This is a genomic window from Aminobacter sp. LjRoot7, assembly GCF_964252895.1.
GTDB classification, from domain to species: Bacteria; Pseudomonadota; Alphaproteobacteria; order Rhizobiales; family Rhizobiaceae; genus Aminobacter; species Aminobacter aminovorans_B.
Genome location: NZ_CAXUPX020000003.1, coordinates 637,621 through 654,970, shown reverse-complemented (window position 1 = coordinate 654,970; position 17,350 = coordinate 637,621). Strand labels below are relative to the sequence as shown.

Annotated in this window: 17 protein-coding genes; 11 read left to right on the top strand and 6 right to left on the bottom strand. The window is 62.0% G+C overall.

Annotated elements, in window-relative coordinates; all coding sequences use genetic code 11:
- Positions 1–22: 22 nt before the first annotated feature.
- Positions 23–1,258, top strand: a complete 1,236-nt coding sequence (locus tag ACSQ3E_RS12785) for an MFS transporter (protein WP_436122947.1) — start codon at positions 23–25, stop codon at positions 1,256–1,258.
- Here ACSQ3E_RS12785 and ACSQ3E_RS12780 read toward each other — a convergent pair.
- Positions 1,231–2,052 (bottom strand): SDR family NAD(P)-dependent oxidoreductase, encoded by an 822-nt coding sequence (locus ACSQ3E_RS12780; RefSeq protein WP_436122946.1) that lies wholly within the window; start codon positions 2,050–2,052, stop codon positions 1,231–1,233. The two genes, ACSQ3E_RS12785 and ACSQ3E_RS12780, sit on opposite strands and share 28 nt — an antisense overlap.
- Positions 2,053–2,269: 217 nt before the next feature.
- Between ACSQ3E_RS12780 and ACSQ3E_RS12775 the strand changes: the two genes are divergently transcribed.
- The 7 genes from ACSQ3E_RS12775 to ACSQ3E_RS12745 all read left to right on the top strand — a co-directional run bounded on the left by ACSQ3E_RS12775 (position 2,270) and on the right by ACSQ3E_RS12745 (position 7,641).
- On the top strand, positions 2,270–3,301 hold the full coding sequence (locus ACSQ3E_RS12775; protein WP_436122945.1) for a cysteine synthase A: 1,032 nt from the start codon (positions 2,270–2,272) through the stop codon (positions 3,299–3,301).
- Positions 3,302–3,303: 2 nt separating this feature from the next.
- Complete coding sequence (locus tag ACSQ3E_RS12770; protein ID WP_436122944.1) at positions 3,304–4,047, top strand: alanyl-tRNA editing protein; 744 nt, start codon at positions 3,304–3,306, stop codon at positions 4,045–4,047.
- Between the two features lie 16 nt (positions 4,048–4,063).
- The gene (gene sseA, locus ACSQ3E_RS12765; protein WP_436122943.1) at positions 4,064–4,915 is read left to right on the top strand and encodes a 3-mercaptopyruvate sulfurtransferase; all 852 of its coding nucleotides are present in this window, start codon (positions 4,064–4,066) and stop codon (positions 4,913–4,915) included.
- A 2-nt stretch (positions 4,916–4,917) separates the two neighbouring features.
- On the top strand, positions 4,918–5,481 hold the full coding sequence (locus ACSQ3E_RS12760) for a GNAT family N-acetyltransferase (RefSeq protein WP_436122942.1): 564 nt from the start codon (positions 4,918–4,920) through the stop codon (positions 5,479–5,481).
- 111 nt (positions 5,482–5,592) lie between these two features.
- A complete protein-coding gene (locus ACSQ3E_RS12755) occupies positions 5,593–6,150 on the top strand; it encodes an OmpA family protein (protein WP_310328429.1) in 558 nt (185 codons plus the stop codon).
- Between the two features lie 101 nt (positions 6,151–6,251).
- Positions 6,252–7,073, top strand: coding sequence for a 4-hydroxy-tetrahydrodipicolinate reductase (gene dapB, locus ACSQ3E_RS12750; protein WP_436122941.1), 822 nt, complete (start codon positions 6,252–6,254; stop codon positions 7,071–7,073).
- A gap of 67 nt (positions 7,074–7,140) precedes the next feature.
- On the top strand, positions 7,141–7,641 hold the full coding sequence (locus ACSQ3E_RS12745) for a DUF1203 domain-containing protein (protein WP_436122940.1): 501 nt from the start codon (positions 7,141–7,143) through the stop codon (positions 7,639–7,641).
- A gap of 67 nt (positions 7,642–7,708) precedes the next feature.
- Here the strand turns inward: ACSQ3E_RS12745 and ACSQ3E_RS12740 are convergent, their stop codons facing one another.
- Both ACSQ3E_RS12740 and ald read right to left on the bottom strand, forming a co-directional pair.
- Entirely contained in the window at positions 7,709–9,022 is a 1,314-nt protein-coding gene (locus ACSQ3E_RS12740; protein WP_436122939.1) for an outer membrane protein, read from the bottom strand.
- Between the two features lie 446 nt (positions 9,023–9,468).
- Positions 9,469–10,584, bottom strand: coding sequence for an alanine dehydrogenase (ald, locus tag ACSQ3E_RS12735; RefSeq protein WP_192565844.1), 1,116 nt, complete (start codon positions 10,582–10,584; stop codon positions 9,469–9,471).
- Positions 10,585–10,738: 154 nt separating this feature from the next.
- On the opposite strand from ald, the gene ACSQ3E_RS12730 reads away from it, so the two are divergent.
- Together ACSQ3E_RS12730 and ACSQ3E_RS12725 are read left to right on the top strand one after the other, a co-directional pair.
- The gene (locus tag ACSQ3E_RS12730; protein WP_115732142.1) at positions 10,739–11,212 is read left to right on the top strand and encodes an Lrp/AsnC family transcriptional regulator; all 474 of its coding nucleotides are present in this window, start codon (positions 10,739–10,741) and stop codon (positions 11,210–11,212) included.
- A gap of 171 nt (positions 11,213–11,383) precedes the next feature.
- Positions 11,384–13,360, top strand: a complete 1,977-nt coding sequence (locus tag ACSQ3E_RS12725) for a bifunctional 2',3'-cyclic-nucleotide 2'-phosphodiesterase/3'-nucleotidase (protein WP_436122938.1) — start codon at positions 11,384–11,386, stop codon at positions 13,358–13,360.
- A gap of 62 nt (positions 13,361–13,422) precedes the next feature.
- Here the strand turns inward: ACSQ3E_RS12725 and ACSQ3E_RS12720 are convergent, their stop codons facing one another.
- Together ACSQ3E_RS12720 and ACSQ3E_RS12715 are read right to left on the bottom strand one after the other, a co-directional pair.
- Positions 13,423–14,403 carry a glycerophosphodiester phosphodiesterase family protein gene (locus ACSQ3E_RS12720; RefSeq protein ID WP_436122937.1) on the bottom strand — a complete coding sequence of 327 codons (981 nt, stop codon included), beginning with the start codon at positions 14,401–14,403 and terminating at the stop codon, positions 13,423–13,425.
- Positions 14,404–14,645: 242 nt separating this feature from the next.
- Positions 14,646–15,902, bottom strand: coding sequence for a class I SAM-dependent methyltransferase (locus ACSQ3E_RS12715; protein WP_436122936.1), 1,257 nt, complete (start codon positions 15,900–15,902; stop codon positions 14,646–14,648).
- Between the two features lie 598 nt (positions 15,903–16,500).
- Here ACSQ3E_RS12715 and ACSQ3E_RS12710 point away from each other — a divergent pair.
- Positions 16,501–16,788, top strand: coding sequence for a Dabb family protein (locus tag ACSQ3E_RS12710; protein WP_310328453.1), 288 nt, complete (start codon positions 16,501–16,503; stop codon positions 16,786–16,788).
- A gap of 50 nt (positions 16,789–16,838) precedes the next feature.
- On the opposite strand, the gene ACSQ3E_RS12705 is transcribed toward ACSQ3E_RS12710, so the two are convergent.
- Positions 16,839–17,297, bottom strand: a complete 459-nt coding sequence (locus tag ACSQ3E_RS12705) for a MucR family transcriptional regulator (protein ID WP_436122935.1) — start codon at positions 17,295–17,297, stop codon at positions 16,839–16,841.
- Between the last annotated feature and the right edge of the window lie 53 nt (positions 17,298–17,350).

Here is a 17,350-nt window from a genome sequence, read left to right as displayed (position 1 = left end):
CCCTTTCGTTTGAGGGGACGGAATGGCCGGAATAGCGACGCTCGCACTCGCTTATGTGCTGTCCCAGTTCTATCGCTCGTTCCTGGCGGTGCTGACGCCGGCACTGACAGCTGAGCTCGGCGCCACCAAGGCGCAGCTGTCTTTCGCCTCCGGCGCCTTCTTCATCACCTTTGCCCTGGCGCAATTTGCCATCGGCGTTTCGCTCGACCGGTTTGGCCCACGACGCACCGCCTCGACGCTGCTTCTGCTTGGCGGCGGAGGCGGGGCCTTCGTCTTCGCTTCGGCGACGGCTCCTTGGATGGTCACCGCGGCCATGGCGATGATCGGCGTGGGCTGCGCGCCGGTGCTGATGTCATCTCTGTTCATCTTCGCCCGCACATTTTCCATCGCCCGATTTGCAGTGCTGGCGTCGTGGATGGTCGCCTTCGGTACCGCCGGCAACGTCATCGGCGCGGCACCGCTGGCGCAGGCGGCCGAGGCATTCGGCTGGCGTCCTGTCATGGCCGGCCTCGGCGTCATCACTATTGCTGCTGCACTTGCCGTGCTGGTCGTGGTACGTGACCCGAAATCGCCTGAAGGCATGGAACAGGGCAATGTCGGCTTCGCCGGCTATCTGGAATTGCTCCGGATGCGGGTCCTGTGGCCAATCATACCGCTCACCGCGATCAACTATGCGCCGACGACTGGCATCAGAGGCCTCTGGTCGGGCCCCTATCTCGTCGATGTCTATGGCGCCGACGCGCTGCTGATCGGTCAGGTGACGTTCTTCATGGCGCTCGCCATGGTGGCCGGCGCCTTCGTCTATGGCCCGCTCGACACCATGTTTCGCACCCGGAAATGGGTGGCTGTCGTCGGCAACACCATTGGCCTCGCGGCAATCCTTTATCTCGCGCTGAACGTCGTCACCGATGTCACCACCGTCACGGTCGTCTTCGTCATCATCGGCGTGTCAGGCGGTGCCTACGGGCTGCTGATGGCGCACGCACGCGCATTCCTGCCGCCGCACCTGATCGGGCGGGGCGTGACGCTGATGAATTTCTTCTCCATCGGTGGTGTAGGCTTGATGCAGTTTGCGACTGGCACCGTGGTCACGGCCAATGTTGTGCCGGGCGAGCCAGCGGCAGCCTATTCGGCGTTGTTCTGGTTCTATGTGCTGATGCTGGGGGCCGCGATTGTCATCTATCTCTGGGTGCGCGATGCAAAACCGGAGGCCGTGGCCAACACAGGAGCTCAGTCAAAGCTCGAGCGCCTGAGGTAGATCATTGGCTCTGCCTTCCAGCGTGTGGCAACGCGCAGCGCCTTTTCGCGCAACGGTCGCGGCAGCAGAAACAACAGCTTCATCGCCCATGTCAGGCGGCGCGGGAAGGTGACCTCGAAGCCGCTCCTGCGTATCGCCTTGCAGATACGCTCGGCGGCAGCTTCGACCGGCATCATTGCCGGCATGTAATAGGCGCTCTTTTCGGTCAGCGGCGTGTCGATGAAGCCGGGGTTCATCACCTGGGTGCGGATGTTCATCTTGTCGAAGTCGAACTTCAACGCCTCGGCGATGATGTTGATGGCGGCCTTTGTGGCGCCATAGGCAGCTGTCGTCGGCCAGCCGAAGTAGCAGCTGATCGATCCCATGAACACGACATGTCCGCGGCCGCGATTGCGCATCCGCTCGATCACCGGCACCAGGCCGTTGATGACGCCGAAGACGTTGACGGCAAAGCTCTGGCGGAAGGCTTCCATGCGCAGGTTTTCGCCTGTCACGGGCATGTAGGATCCCGCATTGAAGATCGCGAGTACGATCGGGCCGGCCTGCGCTTCGATGGCGGCGACTGCGGCAGCCATTCCAGCCTCGTCGGTGACATCGGACGGAAATGCCAGCACCTTGCCGGTCATCCCGCGGGTTTCCTCGATCAGCGTGTCGATCGGGTCATTGGCACGGACGGTTACGGCAACCGTATAGCCTTCTTTTGCCAGCAATCGGGCCACGCTGCGGCCAATACCGGTGCTGCCGCCGGTAATCCACGCGACCCCGTGTTCCGGGTTGGCCCGGTATGTGCTCACTTCAAACCTCTGGGCAGGAGTTATCGCGTAGCTCTAGCGGGGTGGCATGCATATGGAAAGGCTGTTTTAGGATGCACCATATTGATGATGCATCGGCTGGTCAGGCAGGGAGCTTGCGCGCGTTGACGCACAGATGCGACTGGTCCAGAGAATTTCATCCCTTGAAAGCGCGGGCTCACATTTCTAGGGTTCTCAGGCGAATTAGGAAGGAATCTTCATGCGCTCGGTGATCGATGCCATCGGCAATACGCCTCTCATCCGGCTCAAGCGGGCCTCGGAGGAAACCGGCTGCGAGATACTCGGCAAGGCCGAGTTCATGAACCCGGGGCAATCGGTCAAGGATCGCGCCGGCCTGTTCATCATCCGCGATGCCGAAAAGCGCGGGCTGCTGCGGCCCGGCGGGGTCATCGTCGAGGGCACCGCCGGTAATACCGGCATCGGCCTGACGGTTGTCGCCAAGGCGCTCGGCTACCGCACCGTCATCGTTATTCCCGACACGCAGAGCCAGGAGAAGAAGGACGCGCTGCGGCTGCTCGGCGCCGAACTCATCGAGGTTCCGGCCGTTCCCTACAAGAACCCGAACAATTACGTAAAGGTGTCCGGGCGTCTGGCCGAGCAACTGGCGAAATCCGAGCCAAACGGCGCCATCTGGGCCAACCAGTTCGACAATGTCGCCAATCGCGAAGGCCACATCCGCACCACGGCCGAAGAAATCTGGCAGCAGACGGGCGGCAAGGTCGACGGCTTCGTCTCGGCGGTCGGTACCGGCGGCACGCTTGCCGGCGTGGCGATCGGGCTGAAGGCAAAGAGCTCTGCCGTGAAGATCGCCATCGCCGATCCGCTCGGTGCTGCACTCTACAGCTACTACACCTCTGGCGAACTGAAGGCCGAAGGCAGTTCGATCACCGAAGGCATCGGCCAGGGCCGCATCACTGCCAATCTGGAAGGTTTCACGCCCGATTTTTCCTACCAGATCCCCGATGAGGAGGCGCTGCCGATCGTCTTCGGACTGATCCAGGAAGAGGGTATCTGCGTGGGCGGCTCGACCGGAATCAACATCGCCGGCGCTATCCGGCTCGCACGCCAGCTTGGCCCCGGCCACACCATCGTGACCGTGCTTGCCGATTTTGGCACGCGTTATCAGTCGAAGCTGTTCAACCCGGATTTCCTGCGCAGCAAGAGCCTGCCGGTGCCCGAATGGATGGAGACCGAACCCAGCATTTCGGTGCCGTTCGAGCAGGTGGCGTGATGATGGCATTTTCGACCGAGGCGGTCTTTCGCGAGGATTCCTATCTGCGCGAGACCGAGGCCCGTGTCGTCGGCGTCAACGAACGCGGCGGCATCATCCTCGACCGGACTATCTTCTATGCCACGTCGGGCGGCCAGCCTGGCGACACCGGCATATTGACCCGCGACGACGGCAGCCGGATTGCCGTTGCGGCGACGATCACGGGCGAAAGCAAGGACGAGATCATCCATGTGCCGGCGCTGGAGCAGGCGGTTCCCGAGGTCGGCGAGCGGCTGAGGCTGGCTATCGATTGGCGGCGGCGGCTTCTGTTGATGCGCATGCACGCCGCCTGCCACCTGCTGACGGTGGTTTGTCCGTACCCGATCACGGGAGCCTCGGTCAGCGAGGACGATTCGCGCGTCGATTTCGACATTCCCGACGCCGGCTTCACCAAAGAAGACGTGACGGCCAAGCTGATGGAACTCGTCCGTGCCAACCATCCGATCTACACCAGCTGGATTTCCGACGCCGAGCTCGCCGCCAATCCGACGCTTGTGAAGTCGAAGAACGTGCGCCCGCCATCCGGCAACGGCAGGATCAGGCTCGTCTGCATCGGTGACAATGCGTCGATCGATAGCCAGCCCTGCGGCGGAACCCATGTCGCCAGCACCGCCGAAATCGGCGAAATCCATATCGGCAAGATCGAAAAGAAGGGGCGCGAGAACCGCCGCTTCCGCATCCGCTTTGGCGCGATGCCCGCCAACTGAACCTGGAGACGTTGCCATGAGTGACAAGAGCGCCTTCGTCATCGATGCGGATTGGCTGGAAAAGCGGCTGGGCACGCCGGGTCTGTCGATCGTCGACGCCTCCTGGTACATGCCGGCGCAGAAACGCGACCCGCGGGCAGAATATGATGCCGCCCACATTCCCGGAGCCGTGTTCTTCGACCAGGACCTGATCGTCGATCCGGACTCGGCGTTGCCGCACACGCTGCCTTCGCCATCGCTGTTTGCCCGCTTTGTGGGGTCGATGGGGATTTCGGCTGACGACACCATCGTCATCTATGACGGCCCGGGCTTCCAGACTGCACCCCGTGTCTGGTGGATGTTCCGCATCATGGGCGTGTTCCAGGTCTACATTCTCGATGGCGGCTTCGACCGCTGGAAGGCTGCCGGCCGGCCTGTGACCGCCGAGCCGACCAAGACCGCTCCCGGTGTCTTCCACACCGACTACGACGCCTCGAAGGTCGTTTCGCTGGCCGAGATGCGCCAGATCGTTGCATCAGGCAGCGCCCAGATTGCCGACGCGCGTTCCGCTGGGCGCTTCGAGGGCACCGATCCGGAGCCGCGCGCTGGTCTGCGTTCGGGCCACATGCCGGGCGCGCGCAGCGTGCCTTCGGTGACGCTGTCGGAGAATGGCGAGCTTCTGCCGCTCGACCGGCTGAAGGCAACGCTCGAGGCGGCGGGGCTCGATCTGTCGAAGCCTGTCGTCACCTCCTGCGGCTCCGGCGTTACCGCTGCCGTCATCACGCTGGCGTTGCAGTCGCTCGGCCATGGCGACGTCAGGCTTTATGACGGCTCCTGGACCGAATGGGGTGGCATGTCGGACACGCCCGTCGTGACGGGGAAGGCGTGAGCATGGCGGTCGACCGCAGCGAAAACATCGAGGTGACGGTCACCTTTCTGGAGATGCACGTCCCGCCTGTTCACACGCCGCCGCTGCCGGTCAATCGCCAGATTGCCCTTCTCAGGACGCGTGACATTCCGCTTCATTACTATCGCTATCTCGCCGACCGGGTCGGCCGCAAATGGCATTGGGTCAACAGCCTAAGGCTCAATGACGAAGAGCTTGCCGCCGGGCTGCATCGCGAGGATCGCGACATCAGGGTGCTTTATCTCGATGGCGCGCCTGCAGGCTTCATGGACATCAAGCCGCATTTGCCCGACGAGGTCGAACTCGCCTATTTCGGCATGATGGAGCACGCCACAGGGCAGGGCATCGGCCGCTGGTTCCTCGGGGCGGCGATCGCGGCTGCATGGTCCTACAGGCCACACAAGGTGACGGTGCAGACCTGCACGCTCGACCATCCCGCGGCCTTGCCGCTGTACCAGAAAATGGGCTTTTCGCCGGTCGCCCAAAAGACCGAGACGGTTCGCACCATGACCTTCGCCGAACGTTCGGCAAGCGTGATGCGGCCGTGACGGCAAACAACATCGGCTGAACCGTCCGTTCATCGCTGCTTCAGGTCGGTTCTGGCATTTTCCGCGCATCAGATTCGACCCCGACGGTCGAAATATGCAAGGAGATTGAGGATGTTGAACCGCCGTACGCTTGCCGCCGCGCTGATCGCCGTGCTTGCCGCGCCTTCACTCGCTGCCGCGCAGGCGACGACGCCTTCGGCGTCGCAGATCGAGCGCCAGCTTCAGGCAGCACCGACGATGAAGCTCAGGCCCAACCAGCGCGTCACCGTTCGTGAATTCAAGCGCCGGCCCGACCTGCGCCGCATGGCGCCGTCGATCGACATCCAGTCGATCAACTTCGCCTTCGGCTCGGCCGAGGTGCCTTATTCGCAGTATGGCAAGGTCGAGAACATCGCCAACGCCCTGGACCGTATCTTGCGCCGCGACCCCGATGCGCGCGTGCTGATCGAAGGTCACACTGATGCCGTCGGCTCGTTCGGGTCAAACCAGGCCCTGTCGGAGCGTCGTGCCGCTTCGCTCAAGCAAACCCTGGTGCGCGAGTTCGGCATCCCGCGCTATGCGCTGGAAACAGTGGGTTATGGCGAGGAGTTCCTGCTGGTGCCGACCCAGAACGAGAATTGGCGCAACCGCCGCGTCACGCTGCGCCGTTACGACGCGTTCATCCGCTAGTACCGAGAGCATTTTCAGTTCCAACAAGCCCGGCTTGCGAGAGCCGGGCTTTATTTGCATTCTCCGATGTAGTATACAGTATACCAAATCGGAGGCAAAAGATGACGATCAGAGTGGTGATGGCCGGCGCCACCGGCTGGGTGGGCAAGGCGCTTGTTCCGGCAATACAGGGGCAGGGCGACATGCAGCTTGTCGGCGCGGTCGCACGCAGGGCTGCTGGCCATGACGTGGGCGTGGCCACAGGTGGCCAGCCGAGCGACCAGAAGATCAGCGGCACACTCGCCGAGGCCTTGGCCGCGCCCTGCGATGTTGTCGTCGACTACACCAAGCCGGTTGCCGTGCGCGACCATGCCATGCTCGCCATTTCGCGCGGCTGTCACGTCGTCATCGGCACCTCAGGGCTGAGGGCTGCCGATTACCGCGAGATCAACGCGGCGGCCCGTGCCAATGGCGTCGGCGTCGTTGCCGCCGGCAATTATTCGATCACCGCGACCTTGATGAAGAAGTTTGCGCTGATGGCGGCGCAATATGTGCCCGACGTCGAAATCATCGACTATGCCAGTGCGAGAAAGGCCGATGCGCCTTCGGGCACCGCGCTTGAGCTGGCCGAAACGCTGTCCGAGATTCGCGGCGCACCGACTGCCTTGCCGACCTTCGAGATCTACGGCCATCCGGAAGCCCGTGGCGCGACGCTGGGCGAGGGCACGGCGGTGCAGGTCCATTCGCTGCGCCTGCCGTCTTATCAGCTGTCCTGCGAAGCCGTTTTCGGTTTGCCCGAGGAGCGATTGACCATCCGCCATGACGCCGGCACTTCGGCGGTTCCCTATGTCGCCGGCACCTTGCTTGCCATTCGCCGCGTGCGCGAGTTCACCGGCCTGGTCAGGGTGCTGGACGCGCTGATGGACGAAACGCTGTCAGTGTAGGAAATCGGGTGGGCGCGTAGCTGCGCCCGCCATAGCTTGCGACAATCGATCAACGAGGATTGTCGCGATGAGCATCATTTTCCATGGTCTGCCAACAGAGGCGGTGCGAGCACTCCAGCGAGGCGGCGCGGACGCCTATGGCATGACACCGGAGCGCAAGGTCTCCGATGGCGACGGCGTGCCGTGCCGCCATTGCCTGACCAATGTCGCTGCCGGCGAGGGCTATCTCATCCTTGCCTACCGTCCGTTTCCGGCATTGCAGCCTTATGCCGAAACCGGGCCGATCTTCCTGCATGCCGAGGAATGCCCGCGCGCGGCGGAGGTGGCCGAAATGCCTGAGCTGTTCAGCCGGACCAAAGATTACATCCTGCGCGGCTACAGCGCCGACGACCGTATCGTCTATGGCACGGGTGCGGTGACGCCGACGCCCGAGATTCCGGACCGCGCCGAACAGCTGCTCCAGCGGCCTGACGTGGCCTACGTTCACATGCGCTCCGCAAAGAACAACTGTTACCAGTGCCGGATCGAGCTGGACGTACCACTGAAATCAAGTGGCGCCGCTATCTGACTGATCTGAAAACAAAAAAACCCGCCGCATCGCTGCGGCGGGTTGGGGCCGTTTGCCTGAAACGGTCTCAGTTAAACTTGTACTTCGCGCCCACGCGGACGGTGTGGAAGGCCGGAACCGTCTCCCAGAGGCCGCCACTGTCGTAATCTTGGCCTTCATACTTGGAGTAGCGGTACTCGAGGTTCACCGTCATGTTGTTGGTTACAGCGGTTTCAAGGCCGCCACCGACGGAGAAGCCACCGACGCTCCAATCAAACTCGGAGAAATCGACGCCATCAAACCTGTCTTCTGTGACGTGCTGCCAGCTATAGCCACCGATCACATATGCCAGAGTCGATTCATTCACCTTGGCGCCAATGCGGGCCAATATGTCGAAGCCGTAGTCGGCTTTGCCTTCGAGCTTCGGGCCGCCCAATGCCGAAGCATCCAACAGCTGTGTGCTCATCCCAGAATAACGGCCGTCGATCTGCAGGCCTGCAACCCAGGTGCCGTTGAACTCGTGGTCGTAACCGACGCTGAGTTCGCCGAAGGCGCCTTCGCCGCCGATGCCGTTGAAGCTGGCCGCGCCGCCGCCGAGGTTGATCTCATCGGTAATGGCACCTGCGCCGAGCGCGCCGCCGACGTAGAAGCCGGTCCAGCTGTAGGCCGGGGCCGCGAAGGACGTGCCGCCGCCGTTCTGACCGCCGAAGCGGTAATTGGCGCCAACGTGGAAGGTGTGCGTGGTTGGCGCAACGTTGAGCAAGCCCGTGCCGCCCAGGTCAACGACGGTGTCGTTGCCGTAATTGGCGTAGCGATACTCGGACTTGAGGGTCCAGTTGCCGCTGACCACGGTTTCGAGGCCGACGCCGAGCACATAGCCGCTGCGGCTTTCGTCGAACTCGAAAGGCGTGCCGACGATGGTGCCGTCGAGCTTGAACTGCTGCCAGCTATAGCCGCCGAGGACATAGCCGAGCGTCGTCGGGGTCAGGAGATATCCGGCGCGAGCCGCGACGTCGAAGCCGTAGGTGTTGTTGAGCGTCGCGTCGGCAAAGCCGCCATCGGCTTCGAGCGAAAGGCCGATATTGCCGAAATGGCCATCGGCGAATGCGCCGAGCAGGAATCGGTCCGACACCATGTAGTCGTAGCCGACCGTCACTTCACCGAAGACGCCGCCACCGCCGAGGTCGGGCAGGCCGATGCGGCCTGGGCCGCCCGGCTCAGCGATTTCCAGACCGTGCTTGACCGCACCGACACCGCCACCGAAGCCGACATAGACACCGCTCCAGTTGAAGCCAGTTGCCGGAGCTTCCGCTACTGAATCCGCGGCAAAGGATGCCGAGTTGATTGCAACAGCCGACACGGCGCCAAGCAACAGCGCGCGCGAAAACTTACCAAATTTCATAATTTACTACCCCAACCTTACCCAATGTCGCTTTGCTAGCACGTCTAGGTTGCTTGCGGTGCAACTAAAATGTCACACCCGCAGGCAATTTAGATTCCCAGCATGAACGTCGGGACCAGGAAATGTCCTCGCGCACCAATGGCTTGGCGGCAAATCCTACTGCGCTGCAGCGGCATTTGCCTACGTAGCCATCGCTGCTGCCCGGATTGCCCGGGACGAAGCACTTCGAAGGTCTTGCGAACGCCCTGTGTTGCGACCCCAAGCAGTCATGGCACGCTTGCGTTGCGTTTGATGCAGCTAACATGTCACGGGCGGTCAAATCCGTGCCGAAGTACAAACTATTTTTGGTAGTATTTTTTCGACAGCAGCGCAGACGAGGGATCAACGGGCAAAAAAATGCCCGCCGCATCGCTGCGGCGGGCGCTTGATCGCAACTCAGAAGAGAATCAGGCAGCCAGTGCCGACTTCGCTTCCGTCATCTCGTAACCGAGCGCTTCGGCAACCGCGCGATTGGTGATCCGGCCGCGATGGACGTTGAGGCCGTTGCGCAGGTGCGGCTCGTCGGCAAGTGCCTTGAGGCCGCGATCGGCGAGCGCCAGGCCGTAGTGCAGCGTGGCGTTGTTGAGCGCATGCGCCGAGGTGACTGGCACGGCACCCGGCATGTTGGCGACGCAATAGTGGATGATGCCGTCGACCTCGTAGGTCGGGTCGGCGTGGGTGGTGGCGTGCGAGGTCTCGAAGCAGCCTCCCTGGTCGATGGCGACATCGACGAGCACCGCACCCTTCTTCATGCCCGACAGCATTTCACGGCTGACCAGCTTGGGCGCGGCAGCGCCCGGAATGAGCACGGCGCCGATGATGAGATCGGCCGAGAAGCATTCTTCCTCGAGCGCCTCTACCGTCGAGTAGCGCGTGTGGACGCGGCCGGCGAACAGATCGTCGAGCTGGCGCAGACGCGGGATCGAGCGGTCGATGATGCTGACGTCGGCACCGAGACCGGCCGCCATGCGCGCCGCATGCAGGCCGACGACGCCGCCGCCGATAACCGCGACCTTGCCTGGCAGCACGCCCGGCACGCCGCCGAGCAGCACACCACGGCCGCCATAGGCCTTCTGCAGCGCCGTCGCACCCGCCTGGATCGCCAGGCGACCGGCAACCTCGGACATCGGTGCCAGCAGCGGCAGGCCGCCGCGGTCGTCGGTCACTGTTTCATAGGCGACCGCGGTGACACCCGAGCCAAGCAGGCCCTTGGTCTGTTCCGGATCGGGCGCAAGATGCAGATATGTATAGAGGATCTGGCCGTCGCGCAGTTGTGCCCATTCCTTGGGCTGCGGCTCCTTGACCTTCACGATCATGTCGGAGCGGGTGAACACCTCCTCGGCGGTCTTGGCGATCTGGGCTCCTGCCGCGCGATAGGCATTGTCGTCGGCGCCGATGCCTGAGCCTGCGCCGGCTTCGACCAGGACCTCGTGGCCGTGGGCGACATATTCGCGAACCGAACCGGGCGTCAGCCCGACACGGTACTCATGATTCTTGATTTCCTTGGGACAACCTACGCGCATCTTCCTGCTCCTCCGCAGCCATTTTGGCCTTCTCTCCCGATGACGAAGTCAATCACGAATCGTTCCGAATATGTTTGCGAAAACGGTTGCGCTACCATGGGTTGTTCGATAATTTTTGCGTACATCCTCTGTATTATCGAAGGAAATTCGAAGAATGCCGTTAGACAGGATCGATATCGCCATTCTGGACGCGCTTCAGAAGGATGGGCGGATGCCCAACGCGGCATTGGCCGAAAAGATCGGGCTGTCGCAGTCGGCCTGCTCGCGCCGCCTCGACAATCTGGAGAAGTCGGGGATCATCAGCGGCTACCATGCCCGGCTTTCGAATGTCGCGCTCGGCCACCAAATGACAGTGATCGTGCACATCTCGCTGTCTGGGCAGTTCGAGAAGACGCTTTCGGATTTCGAGGTCGCGGTAAAGCGCTGCCCCAACATCCTGTCCTGCCACCTGATGTCGGGTGAATACGACTACATCCTGCGCATCGCTGCCCGCGATCTGCCCGACTACGAGCGCATCCACAAGGAATGGTTGTCGGCGATGCCGCATGTCACCAAGATCAATTCGTCCTTCGCCCTGCGCGAGATTGTCGATCGCACCGTGATGGGGATTAGGCCGGATCTGCTCTGACCCAGGAACAAAGCAGGCTGAAACAGGCAGCATAGCGCTGGCCCAATCCATTCCCCACGCGATGTCGCGAGGCTGTCATGCGAGTCGGCTGGACTCGCGTGAATTTTGGCGCGACATTTGATCTTTGGGACGCCGGCTAAATACTGTCAGTTCATTTCCTGGAGAATGAAAATGTCCAACGTGAATCAACCTGTTTCTCGCCGTTCTTTCCTGGCGGGATCGGCTGCAGCGGGTGCACTGGTAATGCTCCACCCCTTTTCGGCGCGCGCCCAGGCCAACCAGGCGCATCTTCGCATCATGGAAACCACCGACCTGCACGTCCACGTGTTTCCCTATGACTACTATGCCGACAAGCCGAACGACACGATGGGTGTCGCCCGCACCGCCTCGATCATCGATGCCATCCGCACTGAAGCAACCAACTCGATCCTGGTCGACAATGGTGACTTCCTGCAGGGCAATCCGATGGGCGACTACATGGCCTATCAGCGCGGCATGAAGGAGGGCGACGTCCATCCGATCATCAAGGCAATGAACACGCTGGGCTATGATTGCTCGACGCTGGGCAATCACGAGTTCAACTACGGCCTCGACTACATGTTCAAGGTTCTGGCCGGCGCGAACTTCCCGGTCGTCTGCTCCAACCTGACAAAGGGCGAACTGGCCGCCGACGCGACCAAGGACGAGCTGTTCCTCAAGCCTTATGTGATCCTCGACAGGAAGGTGAAGGATGGCTCGGGCGCCGAGCATCCGATCCGCATTGGCTTGATCGGCTTCGTGCCGCCTCAGGTGATGACCTGGGATTCGCGCCATCTCCATGGCAAGGCGATGACCCGCGACATCGTCAAGGCGGCGCAGGCCTGGGTGCCTGAGATCCGCGAGCAGGGCGCCGACATCGTCATCGCACTCTCGCACTCCGGCATGGGCACGCCGCAGGCTGCTGAAAACCTCGAAAACGCCTCCATCCTGCTTGCCGGCGTCAAGGGCATCGATGCGATCGTCACCGGCCATAGCCATCTCGACTTCCCCGGGCCGAAATTCGACAAGGTCGAAGGCCTGGACAACGCCAAGGGCACGATTAACGGCAAGCCGGGCGTAATGGGTGGCTTCTGGGGCTCGCATCTCGGCCTGATCGACCTGTTGCTCGAGCGCGACGGCAAGAGCTGGAAGGTTGTCAGTTCGACCAGCGAGGCGCGGCCGATCTCTAAGCGCGTCGACAAGAAGGTGGTGCCGACTGTTGAAAGCAAGGCTGCTGTCGAGGCTGCAGCCAAGGAAGAGCACGAAGCGACACTCGCATACGTGCGCACGCCCGTCGGCAAGACATCGGCGCCGCTCTATTCCTATTTCGCGCTCGTCGCCGACGACCCCTCGGTCCAGATCGTGAGCCAGGCGCAGATCTGGTACATCAAGGACATGCTCAAGGACACCGAGCACAAGGACCTGCCAGTGCTCTCGGCCGCGGCACCCTTCAAGTCGGGTGGGCGTGGCGGGCCGGACTACTACACCGACGTTCCGGCCGGCGCCGTCGCAATCAAGAACGTCGCCGACCTCTATCTCTACCCCAACACGGTGCAGGCGGTGGCGGTGACCGGCGCTCAGGTAAAGGAATGGCTGGAGATGTCGGCCGGCATCTTCAACAAGATCGAGCCTGGCAAGGCAGACCAGGTGCTGATCAATCCAGACTTTCCGTCCTATAATTTCGACGTCATCGACGGCGTGACCTACAAGATCGACCTGGCGCAGCCGCCGAAATACGATCCGAAGGGGGTAGTCCTCGATGCAAACTCCAATCGCATCGTCGATCTGGCGTTCGAGGGCAAGCCGATTGATCCGGCAGCGAAATTCGTTGTCGCGTCGAACAACTACCGCGCTGGCGGCGGCGGCAATTTCCCCGAGATCAATGCGTCGAAGCTCGTCTTCGAAGCGCCCGACACCAACCGCGACGTGATCGTGCGCTACATCGTCGACCAGGGCACGATCAACCCGTCGGCCGACTCCAACTGGTCGTTCGCGCCGGTTGCGGGTGCTTCGGTGATCTTCGAGACCGGGCCCAAGGCCAAGGACCACATAGCCGAGGTCAAGGCGGTCAAGATCGAGCCAGCTGGCGATGGTACCGAAGGCTTTGCCAAGTACCGCATCACGCTTTGATCTTCGGAAGTTGTTGGGAAGGGCGGCCGGAGCAATCCGGCCGCCCTTGTTTTTTTGCGAATTCAGAGCGCCCGCCGTTGAAGCGCCGGAGCGATCATGTCGAGCGCGTCGGTCGAGATGCCGCCGGAATAGCCGGCCGGTAGTGCGTCGATCACTTTCGGATCGTTCATGCCCTCCGAGAAGCCGCTGCCATGATAGGGCGCGATGAGGAAGACCTCGGTGCCGCTCGCTGCCATCCGGTCCAGGAACCGGTTCGGCCAGCCCCATAGCCATGGTGCAAAGTTCGCCGGCAACAGCATTGCCCGGTTGCGGCAATTGTCAGGCACATAGCCGCTCCAGCCGAGCGCCTGGTAGCGGATCAGGCAGCGCTTCAGGGATTCCTTCGACAGCGTCCTGATATCGGGCAGGGCTTGCTTGACCACCTGCACCGGCCGGTCGCCGCCAAGCACCGCAAGGTCGTCCTGGCGGCTGGGCGGCAAGGCCGCGATGAATGCCGCGAGCCGCTCGCCCTCCTTGGCGTCGTTGCTCTTGACGTTGATGTGGAAACGCTTGTCCGGAAACTCGGCCAGAACCTCGTCGAGCGATGGCAGCAGGCCGACGCCCTGGCCGCGAAAGGGAAAAGTCTTGCCACCGTCTGCCGTGTAGCCGTAGCCGACGTCGAGCTTCTTGAGGTCGGCCATCGAATGCGACCGCGTCTCGCCGGCCCCCTCGGTGCGGCAGTCAACGGTCCAGTCGTGGAACACCGCGAACTTGCCGTCGGTCGTCGGGTGGACGTCGAACTCGATCACATCGGCGCCGCGCTCGAATGCCGCCTTCATCGAACGGAGGGTGTTTTCGAGATAATCATGCCGTGGCGGACGAATGCGCTCGGCGGTGCATGTGTCGCGTTCCAGGCCGGCACTGTCGAACTCCTGCGACAGGCCGCGATGGGCTAGCACGACAGGCTTTCCGGCGGCTCGGTCCGAGAGTAGCGAGGTGTTGTTGAGGTAGATGGCTCCAGCGGCCGTAACGGCCAGGAGTAAGAATATATTGCGTTTGCGCATGCCAGGAAGTCCCTCCGTTGCCCCGACCGAGCAATGATACAGAGGAGCGAGCAGGCATTTTCGCGGCGAAAATGCGCGAATTGAAGACTATTTCAAGAATTAATCAGTGTTGAGGCCCTAGGTGTGTGGAGATGGAAGATTAGCATCGTCAAAAGTATTTCGGATGCTTGATCCAACCGACTTGGCCAGATCATATCCAGGGCAGGGGCGCAGGTCGCCTTCTTTGTCCAATAGAGGTTGTTCTACGCCTTGTAGACCACCTGTCTGACGTCGATATATTCGGCGCGGAAGCCGGCCTCGCAATAATGGAGATAGAATTCCCAGAGCTTCTTGAAGCGATCGTCGAAGCCGAGCGGCACGATACGCTCCCAGGACGACCAGAACCGGGTGCGCCATTCGGCCAGCGTACGGGCATAATCCTGCGGAAAGACGCGCTCGCGCAGATAGTCGAGGCCATGTTCGGCACCGAGCGACTTGAGCAGCGTCGGTGTCGGCAGCATGCCGCCGGGAAAGACGTAGCGCTGGATGAAGTCAGGCCGCTTCCGGTAGATGGGATAAGCCGCCTCATTGATGGTGATGATCTGCAGGCCCGCTGTGCCGCCCGAGGGCAGGCACTGCTTCATCTTGGCGAAGAACGCCGGCCAGTATTTCTCGCCCACCGCTTCGAACATCTCGATCGAGGCGATGCGGTCGTAGCGGCCGGTCTCGTCGCGATAATCCTGCAACTTGAGCTCGACCTTGTCGGAAAGCCCGGCATTGTGGATGCGCTTCTGGGCAAAATCGAACTGCTCGCGGCTGATCGTCAGCCCGGTCACCTTGCAGCCGATCTCGCGCGCTGCAAACTCGGCGAAGCCGCCCCAGCCACAGCCGATTTCCAGCACATGGTCGTTGGGACCGATGCCGGTGTCGCGCGCCAGCGCCCGGTACTTTTCGGTCTGCGCACCGGCCAGATCGTTGGCGCCGGTTGCAAACAGCCCCGACGAATAGGTCATGCTCGGGTCGAGCCACTGGCTGTAGAAGGCGTTGCCAAGGTCGTAGTGGGCGGAGATGTTCTTCTTCGAGCCGGTGCGGGTGTTGTCGTTGAGCCAGTGGCGAATGCGCTGGATGGTGGTCAGCAGCCAGCTGGCGCCGCCGGCGACACCTTCGCCGGCTTCACTGTTGACCACGAACAACTCGAGGAAGCTGGTGACGTCAGGGCTGTCCCAGTCGCCGTCGATGTAGGATTCGGCGACACCGATTGTGCCGCCGCTGAAAGCGCGCGAAGGCAGTTTCCAATTGTGGAGAACAATCTCCGCTTCCGGTCCCGGCGCCTTGCCGCCGACCAGGATGCTGCGTCCGTCCGGCATCTTCACCTTGAGCGAACCACGCGGCAGATGCAGCGCTGCTGACAGCGCCATGCGCACGCGCGCCGGCAAACCTCTGGCAAAGTCCGCGACGTTGCCCTCGTGAAGCTTCGTCACGCCGTGATTCGTCAAACCATCCGAGTTCCGCTGGGCCATCTCGACGTCCCAATTTGCTGCCCGGTACGGCGTGTCGGGCCCGTTGCTCCAAGCTTTTGCACCGCTTTTTCCCTGTCGGAGCGCGCCGCCGGACGCATCTCCGGCCAGCTCGCGGTCGACTTGGCGAGGGGCCGCCAAGACTTCCGCGTGCTGCGGTGAATCTGTCGTGATCTTCACCGTCAAAATCTCGAACTTCAAGTGACATCTGGCAAGCGCTGATATGCCAGACGCGACCCGTGGGGATCTGCCGATTCCAATCCCGCATCGCGTCGATTCCCTTTGTTATTAGGCATCTCTAATGCTCTAAGGTGAGCCCATGGCGCGCACCGTTTCCGGAGCTTCCGGCGCCACTGCAGGGAGGGCATCAAATTCGCTACGTCATCGCGATAATGTGCGTCGCCTTGTTCCTGATATGGGACATTCTCTACAACCACGGCGATGCGACCGCCAAAGGCGTACGCGAGCTGCATCGCATCGTCAGGATGGTCACGGACTGACAGATCTGCTGCCCGATCCCTGCTGCTGCCTTTTGCCCGATTGACGCCGGCTGAAAGCCGACCCAAAAGGCGCCAGCGAAAGCAGCAGAAGGAGTCGCGGCTTGATCCGGCACATCGTGTTTTTCAGTGCGCGGCAGAAACAGGACGTCGAGATGATCCGTGAGGAATTGTCGGCGCTTGGCAACATTCCGCACTCGACGGTCTTCGAAGTGACCGTCAACACCAAGGTCGACTGGTACTCCGACGAGATCGACATCGTCGTCTATGCTGAGTTTGCCGACCAGGCAGCGCTGGACGCCTACAAGGCCCATCCGCTTTACGACAGGACGACGCAGCGCGTGCGTCCGATGCGCGAACTGCGCTTTTCGGCTGACGTTGTCGCCGCGTAACAAAAAACGCGCTCCGGGAGGCCCGAAGCGCGTTCCTGAATTTCCGGAAATTATGCCTTCTTGGCGCGGCCGCGTGTCTTGGCCGGTGCAGCCACTGCCTTGGTCGCAGCTGCAGCCTTGCGACCGAGGCCAAGTGACTTGGCCAGCTGCGAGCGCGCGGCAGCATAGTTAGGCGCGACCATCGGATAATCGGCCGGCAGGCCCCACTTGGCGCGGTATTCCTCGGGCGTCAGCCTGAAATGCACCGAGAGATGGCGCTTCAGCGACTTGAACTTCTTCCCGTCTTCCAGGCAGACGATGTAATCAGGGTGGACCGAGCGCTTCGGGTTCACCGCCGGCTGCTGGGCTTCGGCGGGCTCCTCGGCCGGCTGGTCGAGCGACAGGATCGACGCGTTGATGCTGGCGATCAACTCTGGCAGGCCAGTTGCAGGAACCTTGTTGTTCTCTACATAGGCGCTGACGATATGGGCAGTCAGTCCTAGGATGTCGATCTTGCTATCACTTGTCATCGGCCGTCTCTCCGGGCAGTATTAAAAGCAAACTATGAGTCTAACCATTTGCT

Bases quoted from the DNA above. Each gene is read 5' to 3' on its own strand.
- ACSQ3E_RS12740 (WP_436122939.1), bottom strand. From the start codon at position 9,022: ATGAAATTTGGTAAGTTTTCGCGCGCGCTGTTGCTTGGCGCCGTGTCG.
- ACSQ3E_RS12730 (WP_115732142.1), top strand. From the start codon at position 10,739: ATGCCGTTAGACAGGATCGATATCGCCATTCTGGACGCGCTTCAGAAG.
- ald (WP_192565844.1), bottom strand. From the start codon at position 10,584: ATGCGCGTAGGTTGTCCCAAGGAAATCAAGAATCATGAGTACCGTGTC.
- ACSQ3E_RS12715 (WP_436122936.1), bottom strand. From the start codon at position 15,902: ATGGCCCAGCGGAACTCGGATGGTTTGACGAATCACGGCGTGACGAAG.
- ACSQ3E_RS12725 (WP_436122938.1), top strand. From the start codon at position 11,384: ATGTCCAACGTGAATCAACCTGTTTCTCGCCGTTCTTTCCTGGCGGGA.
- dapB (WP_436122941.1), top strand. From the start codon at position 6,252: ATGACGATCAGAGTGGTGATGGCCGGCGCCACCGGCTGGGTGGGCAAG.
- ACSQ3E_RS12705 (WP_436122935.1), bottom strand. From the start codon at position 17,297: ATGACAAGTGATAGCAAGATCGACATCCTAGGACTGACTGCCCATATC.
- ACSQ3E_RS12755 (WP_310328429.1), top strand. From the start codon at position 5,593: ATGTTGAACCGCCGTACGCTTGCCGCCGCGCTGATCGCCGTGCTTGCC.
- ACSQ3E_RS12745 (WP_436122940.1), top strand. From the start codon at position 7,141: ATGAGCATCATTTTCCATGGTCTGCCAACAGAGGCGGTGCGAGCACTC.
- ACSQ3E_RS12775 (WP_436122945.1), top strand. From the start codon at position 2,270: ATGCGCTCGGTGATCGATGCCATCGGCAATACGCCTCTCATCCGGCTC.
- ACSQ3E_RS12785 (WP_436122947.1), top strand. From the start codon at position 23: ATGGCCGGAATAGCGACGCTCGCACTCGCTTATGTGCTGTCCCAGTTC.
- ACSQ3E_RS12720 (WP_436122937.1), bottom strand. From the start codon at position 14,403: ATGCGCAAACGCAATATATTCTTACTCCTGGCCGTTACGGCCGCTGGA.
- ACSQ3E_RS12760 (WP_436122942.1), top strand. From the start codon at position 4,918: ATGGCGGTCGACCGCAGCGAAAACATCGAGGTGACGGTCACCTTTCTG.
- sseA (WP_436122943.1), top strand. From the start codon at position 4,064: ATGAGTGACAAGAGCGCCTTCGTCATCGATGCGGATTGGCTGGAAAAG.
- ACSQ3E_RS12770 (WP_436122944.1), top strand. From the start codon at position 3,304: ATGGCATTTTCGACCGAGGCGGTCTTTCGCGAGGATTCCTATCTGCGC.